Here is a 15,115-nt window from a genome sequence, read left to right on the forward strand (position 1 = left end):
TGGTCGTTAATAACCTAGCCTTTTGGGTTTGTCAATCTAGGGTTTCTCATGCTTGCCTGGAAAGGACAATGATTTTATAAATCAGTCTGCAGCAGCGGACCGGCATGCTATGTCGCTGGCGGATAGTCGCCTCGGTTTTCACCTTACCCAAGGGTGATACGCTCATGCTGCAAGGAACGCGCATGTCTGAGTTCAATGGCTTGGGGGGGCAATCACACGTCTTCAAACAGGTTGGCAACCTGCAAGATGGTTGCAAAGAGTCACTGTTGGCGGTGATTGAAAAGCAGATCATTCCGAGATTGCTGAATGTCCAGCAATTCTTTCCTGCAAAGGCCAAGGCCCAACCAGAGATTTTGACGGCCGATTCACAGCCTGAATTTTTGGCATTCACGCAACATTGCGTCTCTGGCGATTCCCTCAGTGCCAACCGCATTGTCGACGCCCTGATGGCCAGAGGACTGGCGCAAGACCGAATTTTTCTGGAACTGATTACCCCCGCTGCACGCCATCTGGGTGTTTTGTGGGATCAGGACTTGTGTGACTTCACGCAGGTCACTTGCGGTTTGGCCATGATGCACCAGATGATTTACCGGTTGGGTTACGAGTCTCAGGCAGGTCCCCATGATGGGGGGGACAAGGAAAGGGTCATGCTGGCCTGCGCCCCTGGATCCCAGCATTTTCTGGGGCTGACGATCGTGGCTGACTTTTTCCGCAAGGCTGGCGCCGATGTGGTGCTCGAAATTGCTTCAACAGCGTCAGAATTGTCGCGCGCACTGGCCAATGAATGGTTTGACGTGGTGGGCATTTCTGTGGCGCTGGAAGCACAGTTGCAGAGCCTGCCTGCCTTGATTGAAAACCTGAGGGCAAACTCGGGCAACCCGAAGGTCAAGGTGGTGCTGGGCGGGCCGATTTTCTTGCTGAAAACCTTCAGCCCTCAGACTTTGGGTGCCGATGCGATTTTCACCGACGCGCGAGAGGCTGTTGGCGCCGTCAAGCAACTGATCCGGTCGGCCTAGCCCGACGCCCACTGACAAGCCGTCAACCGACAAACCGGTGCCTGTGCGTCACCGCGCCTTATGGGCTGGTGGCAACCCCAGAACTTATCCTTGAGTACACCACCGCAAGATGTGCTGCACGGTACCTATGGGGTCTTCTTCGTGGGCCAGGTGACCCAGTCCGGCTTGAATTGTTTTGTGGGCTTGCCGCAAACGATGACAGGCTTCATCGGCCAGTGCCGGCGGAACAGTCTGGTCGTTTTCTCCGATGGCCATGAACACCGGGTTACGCAGCTCGTGCAGGTGAGCTGCCAGGGGCTTTAGGCGCCAGGCCGCCATCATGGACAGCACGCCATGGACATGACCCGAGTCGCTCAGCACGCGCGTATAGAGCGCAAGCCCTTCTTTGTCGAGGGTGGAGCCGGTGCGCGACAGCCAGTCGGCCACCGCACCCGGTTTGGCCGCCATTTTGCCGGTGGCCCAGGCTGACAATGGGTTCAGGGCGGCCAACTTGGCCGCAGGACCAAACAACCACGAAGCCACGCCGGGCAGTGGCAACCAGGCTGGGTTCAGACCGATCAGGGTGCTGTGAGACATGCTGTCGATGTGCAACGCCATGTGAGCTGCAATGGCTGCACCGGCAGAGTGGCCCACAATGACCTGTGGCGTCAGTTGCAGTTGCAGCATCAAAGCCCGCAGGCCTTCGCTCATGCCCGGCAACGACAGGGCGTGTTCCGGTCCCCTGCTGGTGAAGGCATGGCCAGGCAGGTCGGGGGCGATCACCGTGAAGTGTTGCGCCAGCGCAGGCATCAGGCCGCGCCAGCTGAAGTTGCCCGAGCCGGTGCCGTGCAAAAGCAGCATGCAAGGGCCTTGGCCCATGCTTTGCACATGCCACTGAATGCCGCCCGCTTGCACAAAACGGCTGTGCTGAGCGTGTGGCCAATGGGCCCGGTGATCGGCCCAGGACATGCTGGGGTAAAAGCTTTCAAACATGTGGGTCTTGGCGACGATGGGATGGCGTTGTCAAGGGGCTAGGGCGCATGGGGTGCTTCATGCGCTGGGGCTGCGCACCAGCTCCATCGCCCGCGCCATGCGCTGGGCCTGCACTTGCGGCATGGGCAGGTAGCTCGCGCCCATGGTGGTGGCCAGTTGCTGGGCTTGTGCGTCGGGCTGCAGGGAGGTGTCGATCCACAAGGACCGGTGCCCGCTCAGGCGCCATTGCTGGCCCCAGCTTTGTGCATCGGTCTGTGCCTGCGCGCGGCCCCCCAGGCCTTGCAGGGTCACGTTGGCGCGGCCATCGCTCAGCACCACCAAAATTGGCGTGATGCCTTGACGCTGCAACTGCGCGGCCTGTTCGTGTGCCATTTTGAGGGCCAGCGCCAGCGGTGTACCTCCACCACCGGGCAAGCCTGTCATGGCGCGTTTGGCCCGCACCAACGAGCGCGTCATGGGCAGCAGCAGCTGTGCTTGTGCGCCCCTGAACGACACGATGCAGACGCTGTCGCGCCGGGCATAGGATTGCTGCAACAGCAACTCGACGGCGCCCTTGGCTTCGGCCAGGCGCTGCAAAGCGGCCGAGCCCGAAGCGTCCAGCGCCAGGATCAGGCAACTCGACGCGCGCTGCTGGTAGCGCTGGATGTGGAAGTCTTCGGCGCGGATCGCCACGCGGCCACTGGGCAGGGTGGAGGTCGGGTTGGGCGTGCCTGCGAGGTTCTGAGCAGTCTGTGCGTGCAGTTCGTTGGGGGTGTTCGGTGCGTTCAGCGGATGAAACTGTGCGCTTTGGCGCAGCCGCTGCTTGGGCGCAGCGGCCCGCAAGGTGGCCAGCACATGAAGCCGGGCATGACCACCGGGACGGCCCGGTCGGGGCGGCAAAGGACGCCCGCGTTGCTGGCCTGCGCGGGTTTGGCCGCTGCGGCCAGAGCTGTTGTGGCTGGGCGCGCCTTGGCGGGTCATCAGCGCGTCCAGCATGTGCGGCGGCAAGCTGGCCAGGGCGGCCGCGACCATCATCTCTTGCAGGTCTTCGGCGCTGGGTTCGGGTGCTTGTTTGGGGGCATCGTCCGGGGATTTGTCTTTTGACTCGTCCGCCAAATCCTTGGGCGCTTCGCCAGGGTCTTGAGGCGGTGTTTCGGTGGTTGCGGTGTCACTCTCGGGCGGTGGAGTCTGAGGAGCGGCTTCCTCTGAGGTGGGCTCGGCAGGCCATTGCGTGGCGCGGGGGGCCAGCACACAACGGGCGGCAAAGCCCAGGTCCTCGTCTTGCAGTGTGCTGCGCCCGTTCAGTGCCGCATGGCCGCAGGCCACACGCAGCGCCAAGCTCGGCACCCTCAAAGAGCCGATGCCCAGGCCCAAAGCGGCCGCGCACAACGCCTGAACTTGTGCATCGGTGGCCAGCACCTGTGGCAAGCCTTGGCGGGCGCGGGCCAGTGCCTCCGGGCCAAGCTTGATGTGCAGCTTGTCCGACTCGATTTTGGAGCCATCGAGCCACCCTGCATGGATGTCCGAGGGAGAGAGTTCGTGCAGATCGAGCCATATGCCCAGGCGTTCCTGCAATGCGGGGCCAACGCCAGGTTCGTCGGGCAGGGATTCGTCCAGTGCAATCACCCCAAAGCGGGTGGCAGTAGGCGCGCCGCTGTGCCTTGTGGGTGGCACCTGGCCTTGTTCAAGGGCCTGCACCAAGGGCGCCAGCAGGGCAGGCGGCAGGCGCTCGGCCATGGGCAAAAGCACCAGGCCCTGGTCAGCTTGCTGCAACAACCCAGCCTGTGTCTGCAATTGCCCGGTTTGCAGGGTGCGGGCCAGGTCGATTCCGCCCAGCAGGCGTTCGGCGTCCACCGAGCCTGGCACCTTGACCATTGCCAACCCCAGGCTGGCCAAAGCACCCAGCCAGCATTCGCGCACCGGGCCATGCGGTGCCCGCAGGCAAATACCGCCAAAGCCCTGCGGGTCCATCTGCAGCAGTTGCAGCGTGGTCAGTGCCTCTGTCCACCGCTCAAAGGGCGTGGTGTCAGAGCTTGATGTGGCGGGTTTGAGTTTCATGCGTGCAGGCCCACTTCAGGCAGCCAGCACTTCTTGCAACCTGCGCTGCACGCGGGCACCCGAATCGGTGTCGTCCAGAGGGTTGCGCCGCAGGCGGTGGCGCAGTGCCAGTGGGGCCATGCTTTGCAAATGTTCGGGTTTCACGGCCAAATGGCCTTGCAGCGCGGCAAAGGCGCGGGTGGCACGCAACAGCGTCAGTTCGGCCCGCAGGCCATCGGTGCCCAGTTGCTGGCACAGCCGGGCGCACAGCATCAGCATGTCGTCGCTCACCTGCACCTGGCCGAGCAGTTCACGCGCCTTGACGATGCGTTTTTGCAGTTTCTGGTTGTCTTTTTGCCACAGCGCCTTGAAGGTGGCTGGGTCTTTGTCGAACGCATCGCGGCGCTTGATGATGTTCACCCGCAGCGCCAGGTCTTGCGGGGTACGCACCTGTACCGACAGGCCAAAGCGGTCGAGCAACTGAGGGCGCAATTCGCCTTCTTCGGGGTTGCCGCTGCCCACCAACACAAAACGGGCGGGGTGGCGCACGCTCAGGCCTTCACGTTCCACCAGGTTTTCACCCGAGGCCGCCACATCGATCAGCAGGTCCACCAGGTGGTCGTCGAGCAGGTTGACTTCGTCGATGTACAAAAAGCCCCGGTGCGCCTGGGCCAGCAAGCCGGGTGCGAATTGCTTGATGCCCTGAGACAGGGCTTTTTCGAGGTCGAGGGCACCGACCACCCGGTCTTCGGTGGCCCCCAAAGGCAAGTCGACCACCGCCACAGGTTGGCGCTCGCTGACAATTTTGTTTTTCGGGTCCTTGGCCTGGCTGGCTTGACAGACCGGGCAGGCGCCTGCAGCTTGGTCGGGGTCACAGCGGTAAGGGCAACCCTTGACCACCTTGATCGGGGGCAGCAGGTCGGCCAGCGCCCGAACGGCGGTTGATTTGCCGGTGCCCCGGTCACCCAGAACCAGCACACCGCCAATCGAGGGGTCAACCGCCACCACCTGGATGGCGAGGGTCATTTCATCTTGGCCAACGATGGCCGCGAAAGGGAAGGTCAAGGCCATGGGGCGTTCCGCAAAACTGTTCTCGGGCCATCATCCAAAAGACGCGGCAAAGTGTCAAGTTAAATTTACAGTTTGTCGGCCGATGTGTCCACTTTGTCAGATTCGGGTTTCAGGCCGTAGCGGGCCGCCAGGTCCCAGACATGCCGGGGCAGCATGTTCTTGATGCGGGCAGGTGCCTCGCGGCGCAGGTGCAGGATCGACTCAATGGCCTTCATCTCGACCCGCGCACGGGCAAACTCCAGGCCGCGCGGCCCCACACGGGGCATGAGCCAGTTGACCAGCGGCTTGATCCAAGCCGGCATGCGTCGCAAGGGCAGGCCGCCGGCGGCACGCTCGGTGTTGGCCATGAAACCCCGCACCGGGCCTTCGCGCCTGCCTTTGCTGATGGGAGCGCTGGTGACCAACTGGCCTTGCAGCCCGTCCAGCAGCGCCTGGCCCCTGGCGTTGCGCACCAGCAGCCACTGCTGGCCGTGGCCGCCCATGTAGCCCACGGTGATGTCGGACAGCACATTGGTGTAGTCCACACACGTACGGCAGGTCAGCGGGAAAAAGTCAGGCGGCAATGTGGACAAGGGCAGGTTCAAAAAGGGGATCAGGCGCTTGCCGCCCTGGTCGGTGCGTACCTCGACCTTGTAGTCGGCACGAAACTCCACGTAGCTGATGTCTTGTGGGCGGTCCGAGATCAGCCCCAGAAATTGGTGGAAGTTTTCAGTCGTGGTGTTGTCCGAGCAAGGCGTGCCGATCACATAAAGCTGCTCCAGGCCTTGCTCCCTTTCCAGTTGTGGCTGGATGGCGCGCAGGGCATAAATCTGGCAGGGGATGCCGATCACGGCCAGGCGTTTGTGCCCCTGTGCCAGCGCAGGCTCGACCAGGCTGAGCAAGGGCGCATAGCCCATGCGCATGCCCCGGCATTGCTGCATATCCTGAGCGCGTGTCACCACCACCGGGCGTGGGCGCCAGCGGTCGTGTGGGTCTGCCGCCATCGCGATCACCGCATCGACCAGGCCTTTTTCCAGCAGCACTTCGGCCAGACGTGTGGTGATGCCTGTCCATTGCGCGCCTTGGGTGGGCGGGTCCATGCGGGCGCTCAGGATCTGCTGGTAAGGCCCAAAAAACAGCTCATCGGTTTGCGTGGTGTTTTGCTGGCGCTGGCGGCCGTGCACCCGCTGCTCCAGTCCGGGGTAATCGGGCTGGATGAACTGGCAGGCCTGACCACAACGCTTGGGGTCGCTGGTGCGTGACAGGCCGCAATCGGTGCACAGCTTGCGTTGGGGGGCCGGGTCTGCTGGCCCGGCGGTTTGACGTTCCTCCAGCACGGCAGACCTGGGTTCAGCCTGCGCGGGTAAAGGGCATCACGCCCACCAGCCAAAGGTGCAAGCCACCCATCAAAAATGCGGCCCAAATGCCCGTGCCCAGCACCACGGCCAGCAAAGTGCCCAGCAGTTTGCCTTCGGGCGCAGAATGCAGGCTCATGCGGTCACGCTGTCGGGCTGCACGGAACACCAGCACCGACCAGACCAGAAAACCGCCAAACAAGACCATATCGGCCAGGTTGCCGTTTGACAGCAAGTGGCCCAGCGCCCAAACCTTCACCGCCAAAGTCATGGGGTGTCGCAGCTTGGCCTTGATCTGGTTGCCAGGCACATACGCGGCGACCAACAACACCATGGCCACCCACATCAACAAAATAGTGGCGTGCTGCATGCCGCGCGGCGGCGTCCACAGGACCATCGGCTCAAGGCGGGCCAGGGCATAGCCCTGCACCAGAAGGTACAGGCCCAGCAGCGAAACCGTCGCATAAACGCCTTTGTAAACCAGTGCCCCCCGACGCTGGATCCAGTTTTGCCGCCACCTGGGTGCCAGGCTTTGCAGGGCGTGTATGCCCAAAAAGAGCGTCAGACCGATGAGCAGTTGCAACATGTCAATACCTTTGGGCAATGGAATGGTGAGGAATCCAGCCCGCATTCTGACATGGGCCTGTCCATCACGGTTGACATTGAAATGCCCGGGCTTTCCCGTGTGAATTGCTCAGGTATCACGGAGAAAATGACAAAGTAACTCTTCTGACGCACAATGAACTGTCCAGTATTTTCTGGCTCCTTCATTTCACAGGAGACTTGTATGTCCCGTTTTTCTTCAGTCCCCTCCAATCGTCGTGTGTTCATGATGCAAGTCGCTACGGCCGCAACCGCCGTGATGGCTGTGAGCGAGGCTTCGGCCCAAGCCATGGTCGACGAAAAAGACCCTCAAGCTGTCGGCTTGGCTTACAAAGCCGACGGCACCAAAGTCGACAAGGCCAAGAACCCCAAGTTTGCTGCTGGCAACAACTGCGCCAACTGCGCACTGTTCCAGGCTAAAGCCGGCGCTGCAGCTGGTGGCTGCCCCTTGTTTGCAGGCAAACAAGTGGCTGCCAAAGGCTGGTGCTCGGCTTGGGCCAAAAAGGCCTGATGCCCCACTTGTGCTGAACAGGCCCCGGCCTGTTGAGTACGCCAACCGCCCTCGGGCGGTTTTTTTTCGCGAGTTGCATGCAAGAGGTGGGTCGAGTGGCCTCACCTGCTTGGTGCTTACCCTGATTTCCCTGCAATATCGGAGGCCTTGAATGCGCAAAGTGTCAATCTGTCGTTACACTTTGTTTTGTCTTCAACCGACCGGAAAGCCCTGTAATGGCGTCTTGGGTAATGAAAGCGATGGACCTGGCCTGCCAAAAGGCCCACCGAACTTTGTTCGATGGCGTCAGCTTTTCCGTGGCGCCCGGCAGTTGGTTGCACATCGAAGGGGGCAATGGTTGCGGCAAAACCAGCCTGTTGCGCATTTTGTGCGGGCTGGCACCTGCGGCACATGGGCAGGTGCTCTGGCCTGCTGCCCATCTTGAGGCGCAAGAATCGCCATCCCCCAGGCCCGACCGCTCGGTGCTGCATTACATCGGCCATGCGCTGGGCCTGAAGCCAGATTTGACCGCTTGTGAAAACCTGTGCCTGGATGCCCAAGTCAGCGGCCTGGCGCTCAGCCGAGAACAAGCCCTGAGCGCGCTGGCGGCGCAAGGCCTGAAAAGCCGGGCCGATTTACCGGTTCGTGTTTTGTCACAGGGCCAGCGTCAAGGCGTTGCCCTGGCGCGCTTGCGTTCCAGCCCGGCGCCGCTGTGGGTGCTGGACGAACCGCTGGTGGGCCTGGACGCGCAGGCCACGGCTGTCGCCAGAGCCTTGCTGCAATCGCATGTGGACCGTGGCGGCTCGGTGGTCATGACCAGCCACCACGATGTGCACTTGCAAGGCCCCGGTGCCCGTTACAGCCTGGGCGGCGGGGCGCATCTGTCATGAACATCAGCACGGGTTCCCCCATGGGCTTAAGCCCCTGGCAAGCCATGGGCGGCTTGTTGCGACGCGATTTGCGCCTGGCCTTTCGCCGCAAGTCGGAGTGGCTGGGGGTGGTTTTTTTCTTTGTGCTGGTGGCCGCCCTGTTTCCGCTGGCCATTGGGCCCGAGCCTGCCACGCTGCGCCTGATCGGGCCAGGGGTTTTGTGGGTCGCTGCCCTGCTGGCCAGCATGCTGAGCCTTGGCCGTTTGTTTGACGCCGACCACCAGGACGGCAGCTTGGAGCAAATGGCCTTGTCTGCTGCGCCCTTGTCTTGGCTGGTGTCTGCCAAGCTGGGTGCCCACTGGTTGATGTCGGGCCTGCCACTGGTGCTGTTGTCGCCATTGTTGGGTTTGCAATTTGCCCTGGATCCCGATGCCCTGGCCATGCTGGCCTTGACACTATTGATCGGAACGCCCGTTTTGACCTTGCTCGGTGCCATCGGTGCTGCGCTCACATTGGGTGTGCGCGGCAGCGGCATGCTGCAATCGCTCTTGCTGTTGCCCTTGTACGTGCCGGTGCTGGTGTTTGGCACGGGCGCGGTCGATGCACAGGTTCGCGGCCTTGGCGCCGAGGCGCATGTCTCGGTCTTGCTGGCCCTGTTGCTGGCCGCTGCGGCTTTCAGCCCCTGGGCCTGTGCCGCCGCTTTGCGCCTGGCGTTGGAGTCGTGACATGAAGCTCTTTCATTACGCTGCGCCGCAAAACTTTTACCCTCTGGCCGGGCGATTGTGGCCGTGGCTGGCGCTGCTGGCCAGCGCCTTGGCACTGGTGGGCTTGTGGGTGGGTTTCATGCTGGCCCCCGCCGATGCCCAGCAGGGGCAGGCTTACCGCATCATTTACATCCATGTGCCGGCGTCCTGGATGGCCATGCTCATTTACCTGGCCATGGCCTTTTGGAGCGTGCTGGGCTTGGCTTTTCAGACGCGACTGTCTGGCCTGATGACCCGTGCCCTCGCGCCCACCGGCGCCTTGCTGGCTTTCTTGTCTTTGTGGACCGGGGCCTTGTGGGGCAAACCGATGTGGGGCACTTATTGGGTGTGGGATGCGCGCCTCACCTCGATGCTGATCTTGCTGTTTTTGTACCTCGGCTACATCGCCCTGACCTCGGCCATTGAAGACCCGCGTCGCTCGGATCGCGCCGGCGCTCTGGTGGCCTTGGTGGGTGCGGTCAATGTGCCCATCATTTATTTTTCGGTGAAGTGGTGGAACACCTTGCACCAGGGCGCTTCGGTGTCGCTCACGCAGTCGCCCCGCATGGCCAGCGTCATGCTGACCGGTATGTTGCTCATGAGCCTGGCACTGTGGTTGTATGCGGCGGCCATCGCGCTGTGGCGAGTGCGCAGTTTGATCCTGGCGCGTGAATGCCATGCGGCCTGGGTGCAGCATTTGCCCGAAGTGCAGGCGCACCGGTTAGGCAAGGGCGCAACATGACCTGGCAAAACGCAGCCGAATTCTGGGCCATGGGTGGCTATGGTGTTTACGTGTGGGGCAGCATGGGCGTGACAGCGGCCTTGTTGGCACTCGAAGTGTGGCTGGCACGCATGGGCCGACAAGAGGCTCTCGATGAGGTATGCGAAGCCATGGCGGCCGAGCCTGAAGAAACACCGGGAGGCAGCGCATGAAAAGCCGTCACAAGCGATTGTTCGGCATCGGCTTGGGCTTGATGCTGGTGTGTGGTGCCGTTTATTTCGTGCTGAATGCCTTTCAAAGCAACCTGGTTTTTTTCTTCACGCCCACACAGGTGGCCGCTGGCGAAGCCCCCAAGGATGGCAGTTTTCGGGTGGGGGGGCTTGTCAAGGAAGGCAGCATCCGGCGCCAAGACTTGGCGATCGAATTCACCGTGACCGATCTGCACCAGGACGTGCAAGTGCGCTACGTCGGCTTGCTGCCCGACTTGTTCAAGGAGGGCAAAGGTGTGGTGGCGCAGGGCCGACTGGATGCGGGCCGCCTTTTTGTGGCCAGCGAGGTGCTGGCCAAGCACGACGAAAACTACATGCCACCCGAAGCCCAGCACGCGCTGGACGAGGCGGCCAAGGCCCGAAGTGGTCCGATGGTGCCACGATGACGCACAGCGGCTTCCTTACAGGAGAAAAACATGTGGCCTGAAGCGGGGCATCTGGCCTTGATCATGTCCGCCTGGGTGGCCTTGTTGCAGGCGGTGTTGCCGCTGTGGGGCAGTTTGTCACCAAGGCGTGCTGGCTGGCAAGCCTTGGCAAGACCTCTGGCAGTGTTGCAACTGGGCCTGATCGCGCTGGCCTTTTTGGCTTTGTGGCACGCCTTTTACGTACACGATTTCAGTGTAGTGTATGTGGCGCACCACTCCAACACCTTGCTGCCCACGCCTTATCGCCTGTCGGCCATCTGGGCGGGCCATGAGGGCTCCTTGTTGCTGTGGGTGCTGATGCTGTCGCTGTGGTCGGTGGCTGTGGCCACGTTTTCTCGCCGCTTGCCGCAGGCCCTGGTGGCCCAGGTGCTGGGGGTGATGGGTGCGGTGTCTGTGGGTTTTCTGGCCTTCATCCTGGCCTTGTCCAACCCGTTTGCGCGGCAGTTTCCAGCGCCTGCTGAGGGGCGCGACCTGACGCCGCTGTTGCAAGACCCCGGTCTGGTGATTCACCCGCCCATGCTCTACATGGGCTATGTGGGTTTGTCGGTGGCTTTTGCCTTTGCCATGGCGGCTTTGTTGTCGGGTCGGCTCGATGCGGCCTGGGCGCGCTGGGCCAGGCCCTGGACGGTGGCGGCCTGGGGATTTTTGACCTTGGGCATCGCACTCGGTTCGTGGTGGGCGTATTACGAGTTGGGCTGGGGCGGTTGGTGGTTTTGGGACCCGGTGGAAAACGCCTCGCTCATGCCCTGGCTGGTGGCCACGGCCTTGATCCATTCGCTCATGGTCACCGACAAGCGTGGGCAGTTCAAGGCCTGGACGGTGCTGTTGGCCATTGGCGGGTTCTCGCTCAGTTTGCTGGGCACCTTCCTCGTGCGTTCGGGGGTGTTGACCTCGGTGCACGCCTTTGCCACCGACCCGGGCCGGGGCATTTTCATCTTGTTGTTTTTGTCTGTGGTGGTGGGTGTGTCACTGGCCTTGTTTGCCTGGCGGGCCCCGCAGTGGGCCGGCAACTCCCAACCCGTGGTGGGCTCGCGTGAATCGTTCTTGCTGCTCAACAGTGTGTTGTTGGTGGTGGCCATGGCGGCGGTGCTGTTGGGCACCTTGTACCCGCTGATCATCGACGCGCTGGATTTGGGCAAACTGTCGGTAGGTCCGCCTTATTTTGACCGTGTGTTTGTGCCCCTGATGGTGCCGCTGCTGCTGGCCATGGTGCCGGGCCCGCTGGCACCCTGGCATGTGGCGCGTTGGGCCCCACTGCGCGCGGTGCTCGTGCCGGGTGTGCTGGCGCTGCTGCTGGCCAGTGCCTGGGCCAGTTGGGGCGGTGCGCCCCATGCCGAGGCCAGCCAAGGCACCACATTTTCGGGCTGGCTCACGGTGATGGGCGGCACGCTGGGCGGCTGGATTGTCTTGTCGGGTGCCTGGCAAATCGCTCAGCGTCTGCGTTTACCGGGCTCGCCGGGTCTGGCCTGGTGGGGCATGCATGTGGCGCACTTGGGCGTGGCGGTGCTGGTGCTGGGCATCACCGGCGTCAAGTCCTTTCAGGTAGAGCGCGATCTGCGCATGGGCCTGGGCGATGAAGTGAGCGTGGCCGGTTTCCGCTACAAACTGGTGGGCGTGGACAACCACCTGGGGCCCAATTACATGGCCTTGCGCGCGCAGGTTCAGGTGCATAAGGGCGACACCCTGGTGCGCACTTTACAGCCCGAAAAGCGCCGTTATGTCTCGAGCGCCATGCCCATGACCGAAGCCGCGATCGACAGTTCTTTGTGGCGCGACCTTTACGTGTCGCTGGGCGAGCCGCTGGCCAGTGATCCGCCGCAATGGACCTTCCGGATTTACCACAAGCCCTTTGTGGTGTGGATCTGGCTGGGGGCGGTGTTGATGGTGCTGGGTGGCGGATTGGCGGCATTTGACCGGCGCTATCGGCAACTTGCACCAAAGCAGGCTCACCCGTCAGGTCTTCAAGGTGTGCGGTCATGAGCGCACCCTTGGCCGCATCCCCCAAGCCGCCAGGCATGCCCCGCTGGGTGTTCATCCCGTTGGCGCTTTTTTTGGGCGTGGTGGTTTTCCTGGCCATCGGCCTGAACCGCAACCCCAAAGAAATCCCTTCGCCGCTCATCGGCAAGCCCGCGCCCAGCTTCCAGTTGCCAGTGGTGGGTGGCGCTGGTGTTTTCAGCGCCGACCAATTCAAGGGGCGTGTGACGCTGGTCAACCTGTGGGCCACCTGGTGTGCGGGGTGCCGCGAAGAACACCCCTTGTTGTTGGCGCTGTCCCGGCAGCCGGGTTTGCAAATGGTGGGACTCAACTACAAAGAGCTGCAGGCTTCCGAGTTGTCGGGCCAAGACCCAGGCAGCCCCGAGGCCATGCAAAAAGCCACCGACCGCAACCAGGCCTGGCTGCAAAAGCACGGCCAGGCTTTTGGCGTGAACCTGCTGGACTCAGATGGCCGTGTGGGCATGGACTTTGGCGTCTATGGCTTGCCTGAAACCTATCTGGTGGACCGCGATGGTGTGGTGCGCTTCAAGCACGCCGGGGCTTTGACGCCCGAGGTTTTGCAGCAAAAACTGCTGCCCTTGTTGCGGAGCTTGCAGCCATGAGCAGTGTTCTGAAAACAGGCGGCCGTTGTTTGTGCTTAGGGCTGTTGCTGTGGGCCATGGGGCAGGGCATGGCCGTCCAGGCGCAAGGGGCGCCATCCTTGCCGCCAGTTCAGGCCCCTGTCTCGTCATCAGCCGAAGCCCTGCTGTCGCCACAGGCGCAAGCCCGTTGGGACCATATTGCATCCGAGTTGCGTTGTCTGGTGTGTCAAAACGAGTCACTGGCTTCTTCGAACGCCGAGCTGGCGGTGGACCTGCGGCGCGAGGTGCGAGGCCTGATCGAAAAGGGCCAAAGCGATGCCGACATCCGGACATTCCTGGTCAGCCGTTACGGTGACTTTGTGCTGTACCGGCCCGAGGTCAAGCCCGTCACCTGGCTGTTGTGGTTCGGACCATTTGCCTTGCTGCTGCTGGCGCTGGGGGTGGCCTTGCGCCTGATGCGCCGCCAGCCCGCAGCGCCCCCTGCGCTGACCGACAGTGAGCGCGAACGCGTGCGCCAAATTCTGGAGTCCTGATGTCTTTCATGCCGCCCTGGTTTTGGTTGTTGTTGGCGCTGCTGTTCTTCAGCGCTCTGGCGGGTTGGGTGTTGCAGCGTGGCCTGAAAAAACAAGCACTGTCGGCTGATGCAAACGACGTGCAAAGGCAGGCCAACCGCCGCATTCAGCAACAACACCTGACCGATCTGGACCAGGCTTTGGCCGAAGGCCGATTGAGCCCGGCGCAGCATGCCATGGCGCGTGACGACATGTTGCGACATGTACTCAGCGATGCCACGGCCGCGCAAGGCAACGGTATGCGGCCTCAAGTCAATGCAGCCAGCGCTGGTCCTGTGCGCGTGGTCTGGATCGTGCTGTGTTTGGCCGCACTCAGCGGCTGGAGCTACGCGCAGTTGGGTGCAGCCCAGACCTGGTGGCCTTTGCCCTTGAGCCAGCGGGTGCAGATCACGGCCACCACGCCTGAACAATTGGCCGAGCAAACGCGCGCATGGCAGCAAGCCACGCAGTCTCGACCGGCTGATGCGCAAGCCTGGTTGACCCTGGCGCGCTTGCACGCCGCACAGAACCAACACGCGCTGGCCGAACAAGCCTTGGCGCGGGTGCTGGTCTTGGCGCCTGAGCACGATCTGTGGGTCGAGCGCGCGCAGATGAAGGCCTTGAGCGCCGGTGGCGTGTTTGCTGGCGAGCCCTGGCAGTGGATTCAACAGGTGTTGACCGCGCAACCGCTGCACTTGAATGCGCTGGTGCTGGCGGGCAGTGCCGCGTGGTCTGAAAAACGCCACGACGCAGCGAGGGCTTATTGGCAGCAAGCGCTGGGCCTGGTGCCCGCTGACAGCGACGCTGCCCAGGGTTTGCAACAAGCCCTCGCGCAAGCGACAGAAATGCCCAAGCTCGCCGAGGCGCAGGCATCGCAGGTGGTGCCCGTCTTGACCCCGACCCCTTCTGGGGGCGATACCCGGCCCCTCATTCAGGGCGAAGTTCGCGTTACGCCTGAGGTGCAAAGCCAGATCGGTGCCGGGGCAAGTTTGTTTGTGTACGCGGTGGCCGAAGAGGGCTCGCGCCGGCCTGTGGCCATTTGGCGCAGCACGCCCACAGCCTGGCCCGTCCGGTTTGGCTTGAGTGACAGCATGGGCATGGGGGCACCCCCGGTTTTGTCTTCACTGGCACAGGTCCGTTTGGTGGCCCGAATTTCCAAAACCGGTTCAGCTCAGAAGCAGCCCGACGATTGGCAGGTGGAGCTGGAAGGCGTCAAGACCGGTGTGCAAGGCGTGGTGCTGAACATCACCGGGCGCTGACCCCGTGCGCTCAAGCCTGGGTTCTGAACCCCGGGCGCTGACCCCCAGGGGCTTACTGGATCGATCAGGCCTTGCGCAGTGCACGCGAATGGCTGTGCACCGCCTCCACCAGCGCTGTCACGTGCTCTGGCGGCGTGAACTGGCTGATGCCGTGGCCCAGGTTGAAGATGTGCGTTGGCCCGGTGGTGGTCAGGTCGGTG

Annotated in this window: 17 protein-coding genes; 11 read left to right on the forward strand and 6 right to left on the reverse strand. The window is 62.6% G+C overall.

Annotated elements, in window-relative coordinates; all coding sequences use genetic code 11:
• Window positions 1-182 precede the first annotated feature (182 nt).
• Window positions 183-1,016, forward strand: coding sequence for a B12-binding domain-containing protein (locus B9Z45_RS13115; RefSeq protein ID WP_233252198.1), 834 nt, complete (start codon window positions 183-185; stop codon window positions 1,014-1,016).
• An 84-nt stretch (window positions 1,017-1,100) separates the two neighbouring features.
• On the opposite strand, the gene bchO is transcribed toward B9Z45_RS13115, so the two are convergent.
• From bchO to B9Z45_RS13140, 5 genes are all read right to left on the reverse strand, one after another.
• Complete coding sequence (gene bchO, locus B9Z45_RS13120; RefSeq protein WP_108407673.1) at window positions 1,101-1,988, reverse strand: alpha/beta fold hydrolase BchO; 888 nt, start codon at window positions 1,986-1,988, stop codon at window positions 1,101-1,103.
• Between the two features lie 57 nt (window positions 1,989-2,045).
• The gene (locus B9Z45_RS13125) at window positions 2,046-4,025 is read right to left on the reverse strand and encodes a magnesium chelatase subunit D (RefSeq protein ID WP_108407674.1); all 1,980 of its coding nucleotides are present in this window, start codon (window positions 4,023-4,025) and stop codon (window positions 2,046-2,048) included.
• A gap of 15 nt (window positions 4,026-4,040) precedes the next feature.
• A complete protein-coding gene (gene bchI, locus B9Z45_RS13130; protein WP_108407675.1) occupies window positions 4,041-5,075 on the reverse strand; it encodes a magnesium chelatase ATPase subunit I in 1,035 nt (344 codons plus the stop codon).
• Between the two features lie 65 nt (window positions 5,076-5,140).
• Complete coding sequence (locus B9Z45_RS13135) at window positions 5,141-6,391, reverse strand: Coenzyme F420 hydrogenase/dehydrogenase, beta subunit C-terminal domain (RefSeq protein WP_108407676.1); 1,251 nt, start codon at window positions 6,389-6,391, stop codon at window positions 5,141-5,143.
• 13 nt (window positions 6,392-6,404) lie between these two features.
• Window positions 6,405-6,995 (reverse strand): NnrU family protein, encoded by a 591-nt coding sequence (locus tag B9Z45_RS13140; RefSeq protein WP_108407688.1) that lies wholly within the window; start codon window positions 6,993-6,995, stop codon window positions 6,405-6,407.
• A 201-nt stretch (window positions 6,996-7,196) separates the two neighbouring features.
• Between B9Z45_RS13140 and B9Z45_RS13145 the strand changes: the two genes are divergently transcribed.
• From B9Z45_RS13145 to ccmI, 10 genes are all read left to right on the forward strand, one after another.
• Window positions 7,197-7,523 (forward strand): high-potential iron-sulfur protein, encoded by a 327-nt coding sequence (locus B9Z45_RS13145; RefSeq protein ID WP_199221905.1) that lies wholly within the window; start codon window positions 7,197-7,199, stop codon window positions 7,521-7,523.
• A 215-nt stretch (window positions 7,524-7,738) separates the two neighbouring features.
• Complete coding sequence (gene ccmA, locus B9Z45_RS13150) at window positions 7,739-8,392, forward strand: cytochrome c biogenesis heme-transporting ATPase CcmA (RefSeq protein WP_108407678.1); 654 nt, start codon at window positions 7,739-7,741, stop codon at window positions 8,390-8,392.
• Window positions 8,389-9,096 carry a heme exporter protein CcmB gene (gene ccmB / locus B9Z45_RS13155; protein WP_233252199.1) on the forward strand — a complete coding sequence of 236 codons (708 nt, stop codon included), beginning with the start codon at window positions 8,389-8,391 and terminating at the stop codon, window positions 9,094-9,096. The genes ccmA and ccmB overlap by 4 nt, the downstream gene beginning before the upstream one ends.
• Before the next feature lies 1 nt (window position 9,097).
• A complete protein-coding gene (ccmC, locus tag B9Z45_RS13160) occupies window positions 9,098-9,856 on the forward strand; it encodes a heme ABC transporter permease CcmC (RefSeq protein ID WP_108407679.1) in 759 nt (252 codons plus the stop codon).
• Window positions 9,853-10,047 carry a heme exporter protein CcmD gene (gene ccmD, locus B9Z45_RS13165; protein WP_108407680.1) on the forward strand — a complete coding sequence of 65 codons (195 nt, stop codon included), beginning with the start codon at window positions 9,853-9,855 and terminating at the stop codon, window positions 10,045-10,047. Before ccmC ends, ccmD begins: the two co-directional genes overlap by 4 nt.
• Window positions 10,044-10,490, forward strand: a complete 447-nt coding sequence (gene ccmE / locus B9Z45_RS13170; RefSeq protein WP_108407681.1) for a cytochrome c maturation protein CcmE — start codon at window positions 10,044-10,046, stop codon at window positions 10,488-10,490. Before ccmD ends, ccmE begins: the two co-directional genes overlap by 4 nt.
• Window positions 10,491-10,520: 30 nt before the next feature.
• Window positions 10,521-12,509, forward strand: coding sequence for a heme lyase CcmF/NrfE family subunit (locus B9Z45_RS13175; RefSeq protein ID WP_108407682.1), 1,989 nt, complete (start codon window positions 10,521-10,523; stop codon window positions 12,507-12,509).
• A complete protein-coding gene (locus tag B9Z45_RS13180; RefSeq protein WP_370445842.1) occupies window positions 12,506-13,126 on the forward strand; it encodes a DsbE family thiol:disulfide interchange protein in 621 nt (206 codons plus the stop codon). The genes B9Z45_RS13175 and B9Z45_RS13180 overlap by 4 nt, the downstream gene beginning before the upstream one ends.
• Window positions 13,123-13,638, forward strand: coding sequence for a cytochrome c-type biogenesis protein (locus B9Z45_RS13185; RefSeq protein WP_108407683.1), 516 nt, complete (start codon window positions 13,123-13,125; stop codon window positions 13,636-13,638). The genes B9Z45_RS13180 and B9Z45_RS13185 overlap by 4 nt, the downstream gene beginning before the upstream one ends.
• Entirely contained in the window at window positions 13,638-14,915 is a 1,278-nt protein-coding gene (gene ccmI, locus B9Z45_RS13190; protein ID WP_108407684.1) for a c-type cytochrome biogenesis protein CcmI, read from the forward strand. Before B9Z45_RS13185 ends, ccmI begins: the two co-directional genes overlap by 1 nt.
• A 64-nt stretch (window positions 14,916-14,979) precedes the next feature.
• Here the strand turns inward: ccmI and B9Z45_RS13195 are convergent.
• Window positions 14,980-15,115: uroporphyrinogen decarboxylase family protein (locus B9Z45_RS13195; RefSeq protein WP_304481801.1), on the reverse strand; the 136-nt coding region annotated here is incomplete at its 5' end.

The organism is Limnohabitans sp. 2KL-17, from assembly GCF_003063415.1.
Lineage (GTDB): Bacteria > Pseudomonadota > Gammaproteobacteria > Burkholderiales > Burkholderiaceae_C > Limnohabitans_A.

Coding starts and splice junctions, on each gene's coding strand:
- ccmD (WP_108407680.1), top strand. CDS start 9,853: ATGACCTGGCAAAACGCAGCCGAATTCTGGGCCATGGGTGGCTATGGT.
- B9Z45_RS13125 (WP_108407674.1), bottom strand. CDS start 4,025: ATGAAACTCAAACCCGCCACATCAAGCTCTGACACCACGCCCTTTGAG.
- ccmE (WP_108407681.1), top strand. CDS start 10,044: ATGAAAAGCCGTCACAAGCGATTGTTCGGCATCGGCTTGGGCTTGATG.
- B9Z45_RS13175 (WP_108407682.1), top strand. CDS start 10,521: ATGTGGCCTGAAGCGGGGCATCTGGCCTTGATCATGTCCGCCTGGGTG.
- ccmC (WP_108407679.1), top strand. CDS start 9,098: ATGAAGCTCTTTCATTACGCTGCGCCGCAAAACTTTTACCCTCTGGCC.
- B9Z45_RS13185 (WP_108407683.1), top strand. CDS start 13,123: ATGAGCAGTGTTCTGAAAACAGGCGGCCGTTGTTTGTGCTTAGGGCTG.
- bchO (WP_108407673.1), bottom strand. CDS start 1,988: ATGTTTGAAAGCTTTTACCCCAGCATGTCCTGGGCCGATCACCGGGCC.
- B9Z45_RS13180 (WP_370445842.1), top strand. CDS start 12,506: ATGAGCGCACCCTTGGCCGCATCCCCCAAGCCGCCAGGCATGCCCCGC.
- ccmA (WP_108407678.1), top strand. CDS start 7,739: ATGGCGTCTTGGGTAATGAAAGCGATGGACCTGGCCTGCCAAAAGGCC.
- B9Z45_RS13115 (WP_233252198.1), top strand. CDS start 183: ATGTCTGAGTTCAATGGCTTGGGGGGGCAATCACACGTCTTCAAACAG.
- bchI (WP_108407675.1), bottom strand. CDS start 5,075: ATGGCCTTGACCTTCCCTTTCGCGGCCATCGTTGGCCAAGATGAAATG.
- B9Z45_RS13145 (WP_199221905.1), top strand. CDS start 7,197: ATGTCCCGTTTTTCTTCAGTCCCCTCCAATCGTCGTGTGTTCATGATG.
- B9Z45_RS13140 (WP_108407688.1), bottom strand. CDS start 6,995: ATGTTGCAACTGCTCATCGGTCTGACGCTCTTTTTGGGCATACACGCC.
- ccmB (WP_233252199.1), top strand. CDS start 8,389: ATGAACATCAGCACGGGTTCCCCCATGGGCTTAAGCCCCTGGCAAGCC.
- ccmI (WP_108407684.1), top strand. CDS start 13,638: ATGTCTTTCATGCCGCCCTGGTTTTGGTTGTTGTTGGCGCTGCTGTTC.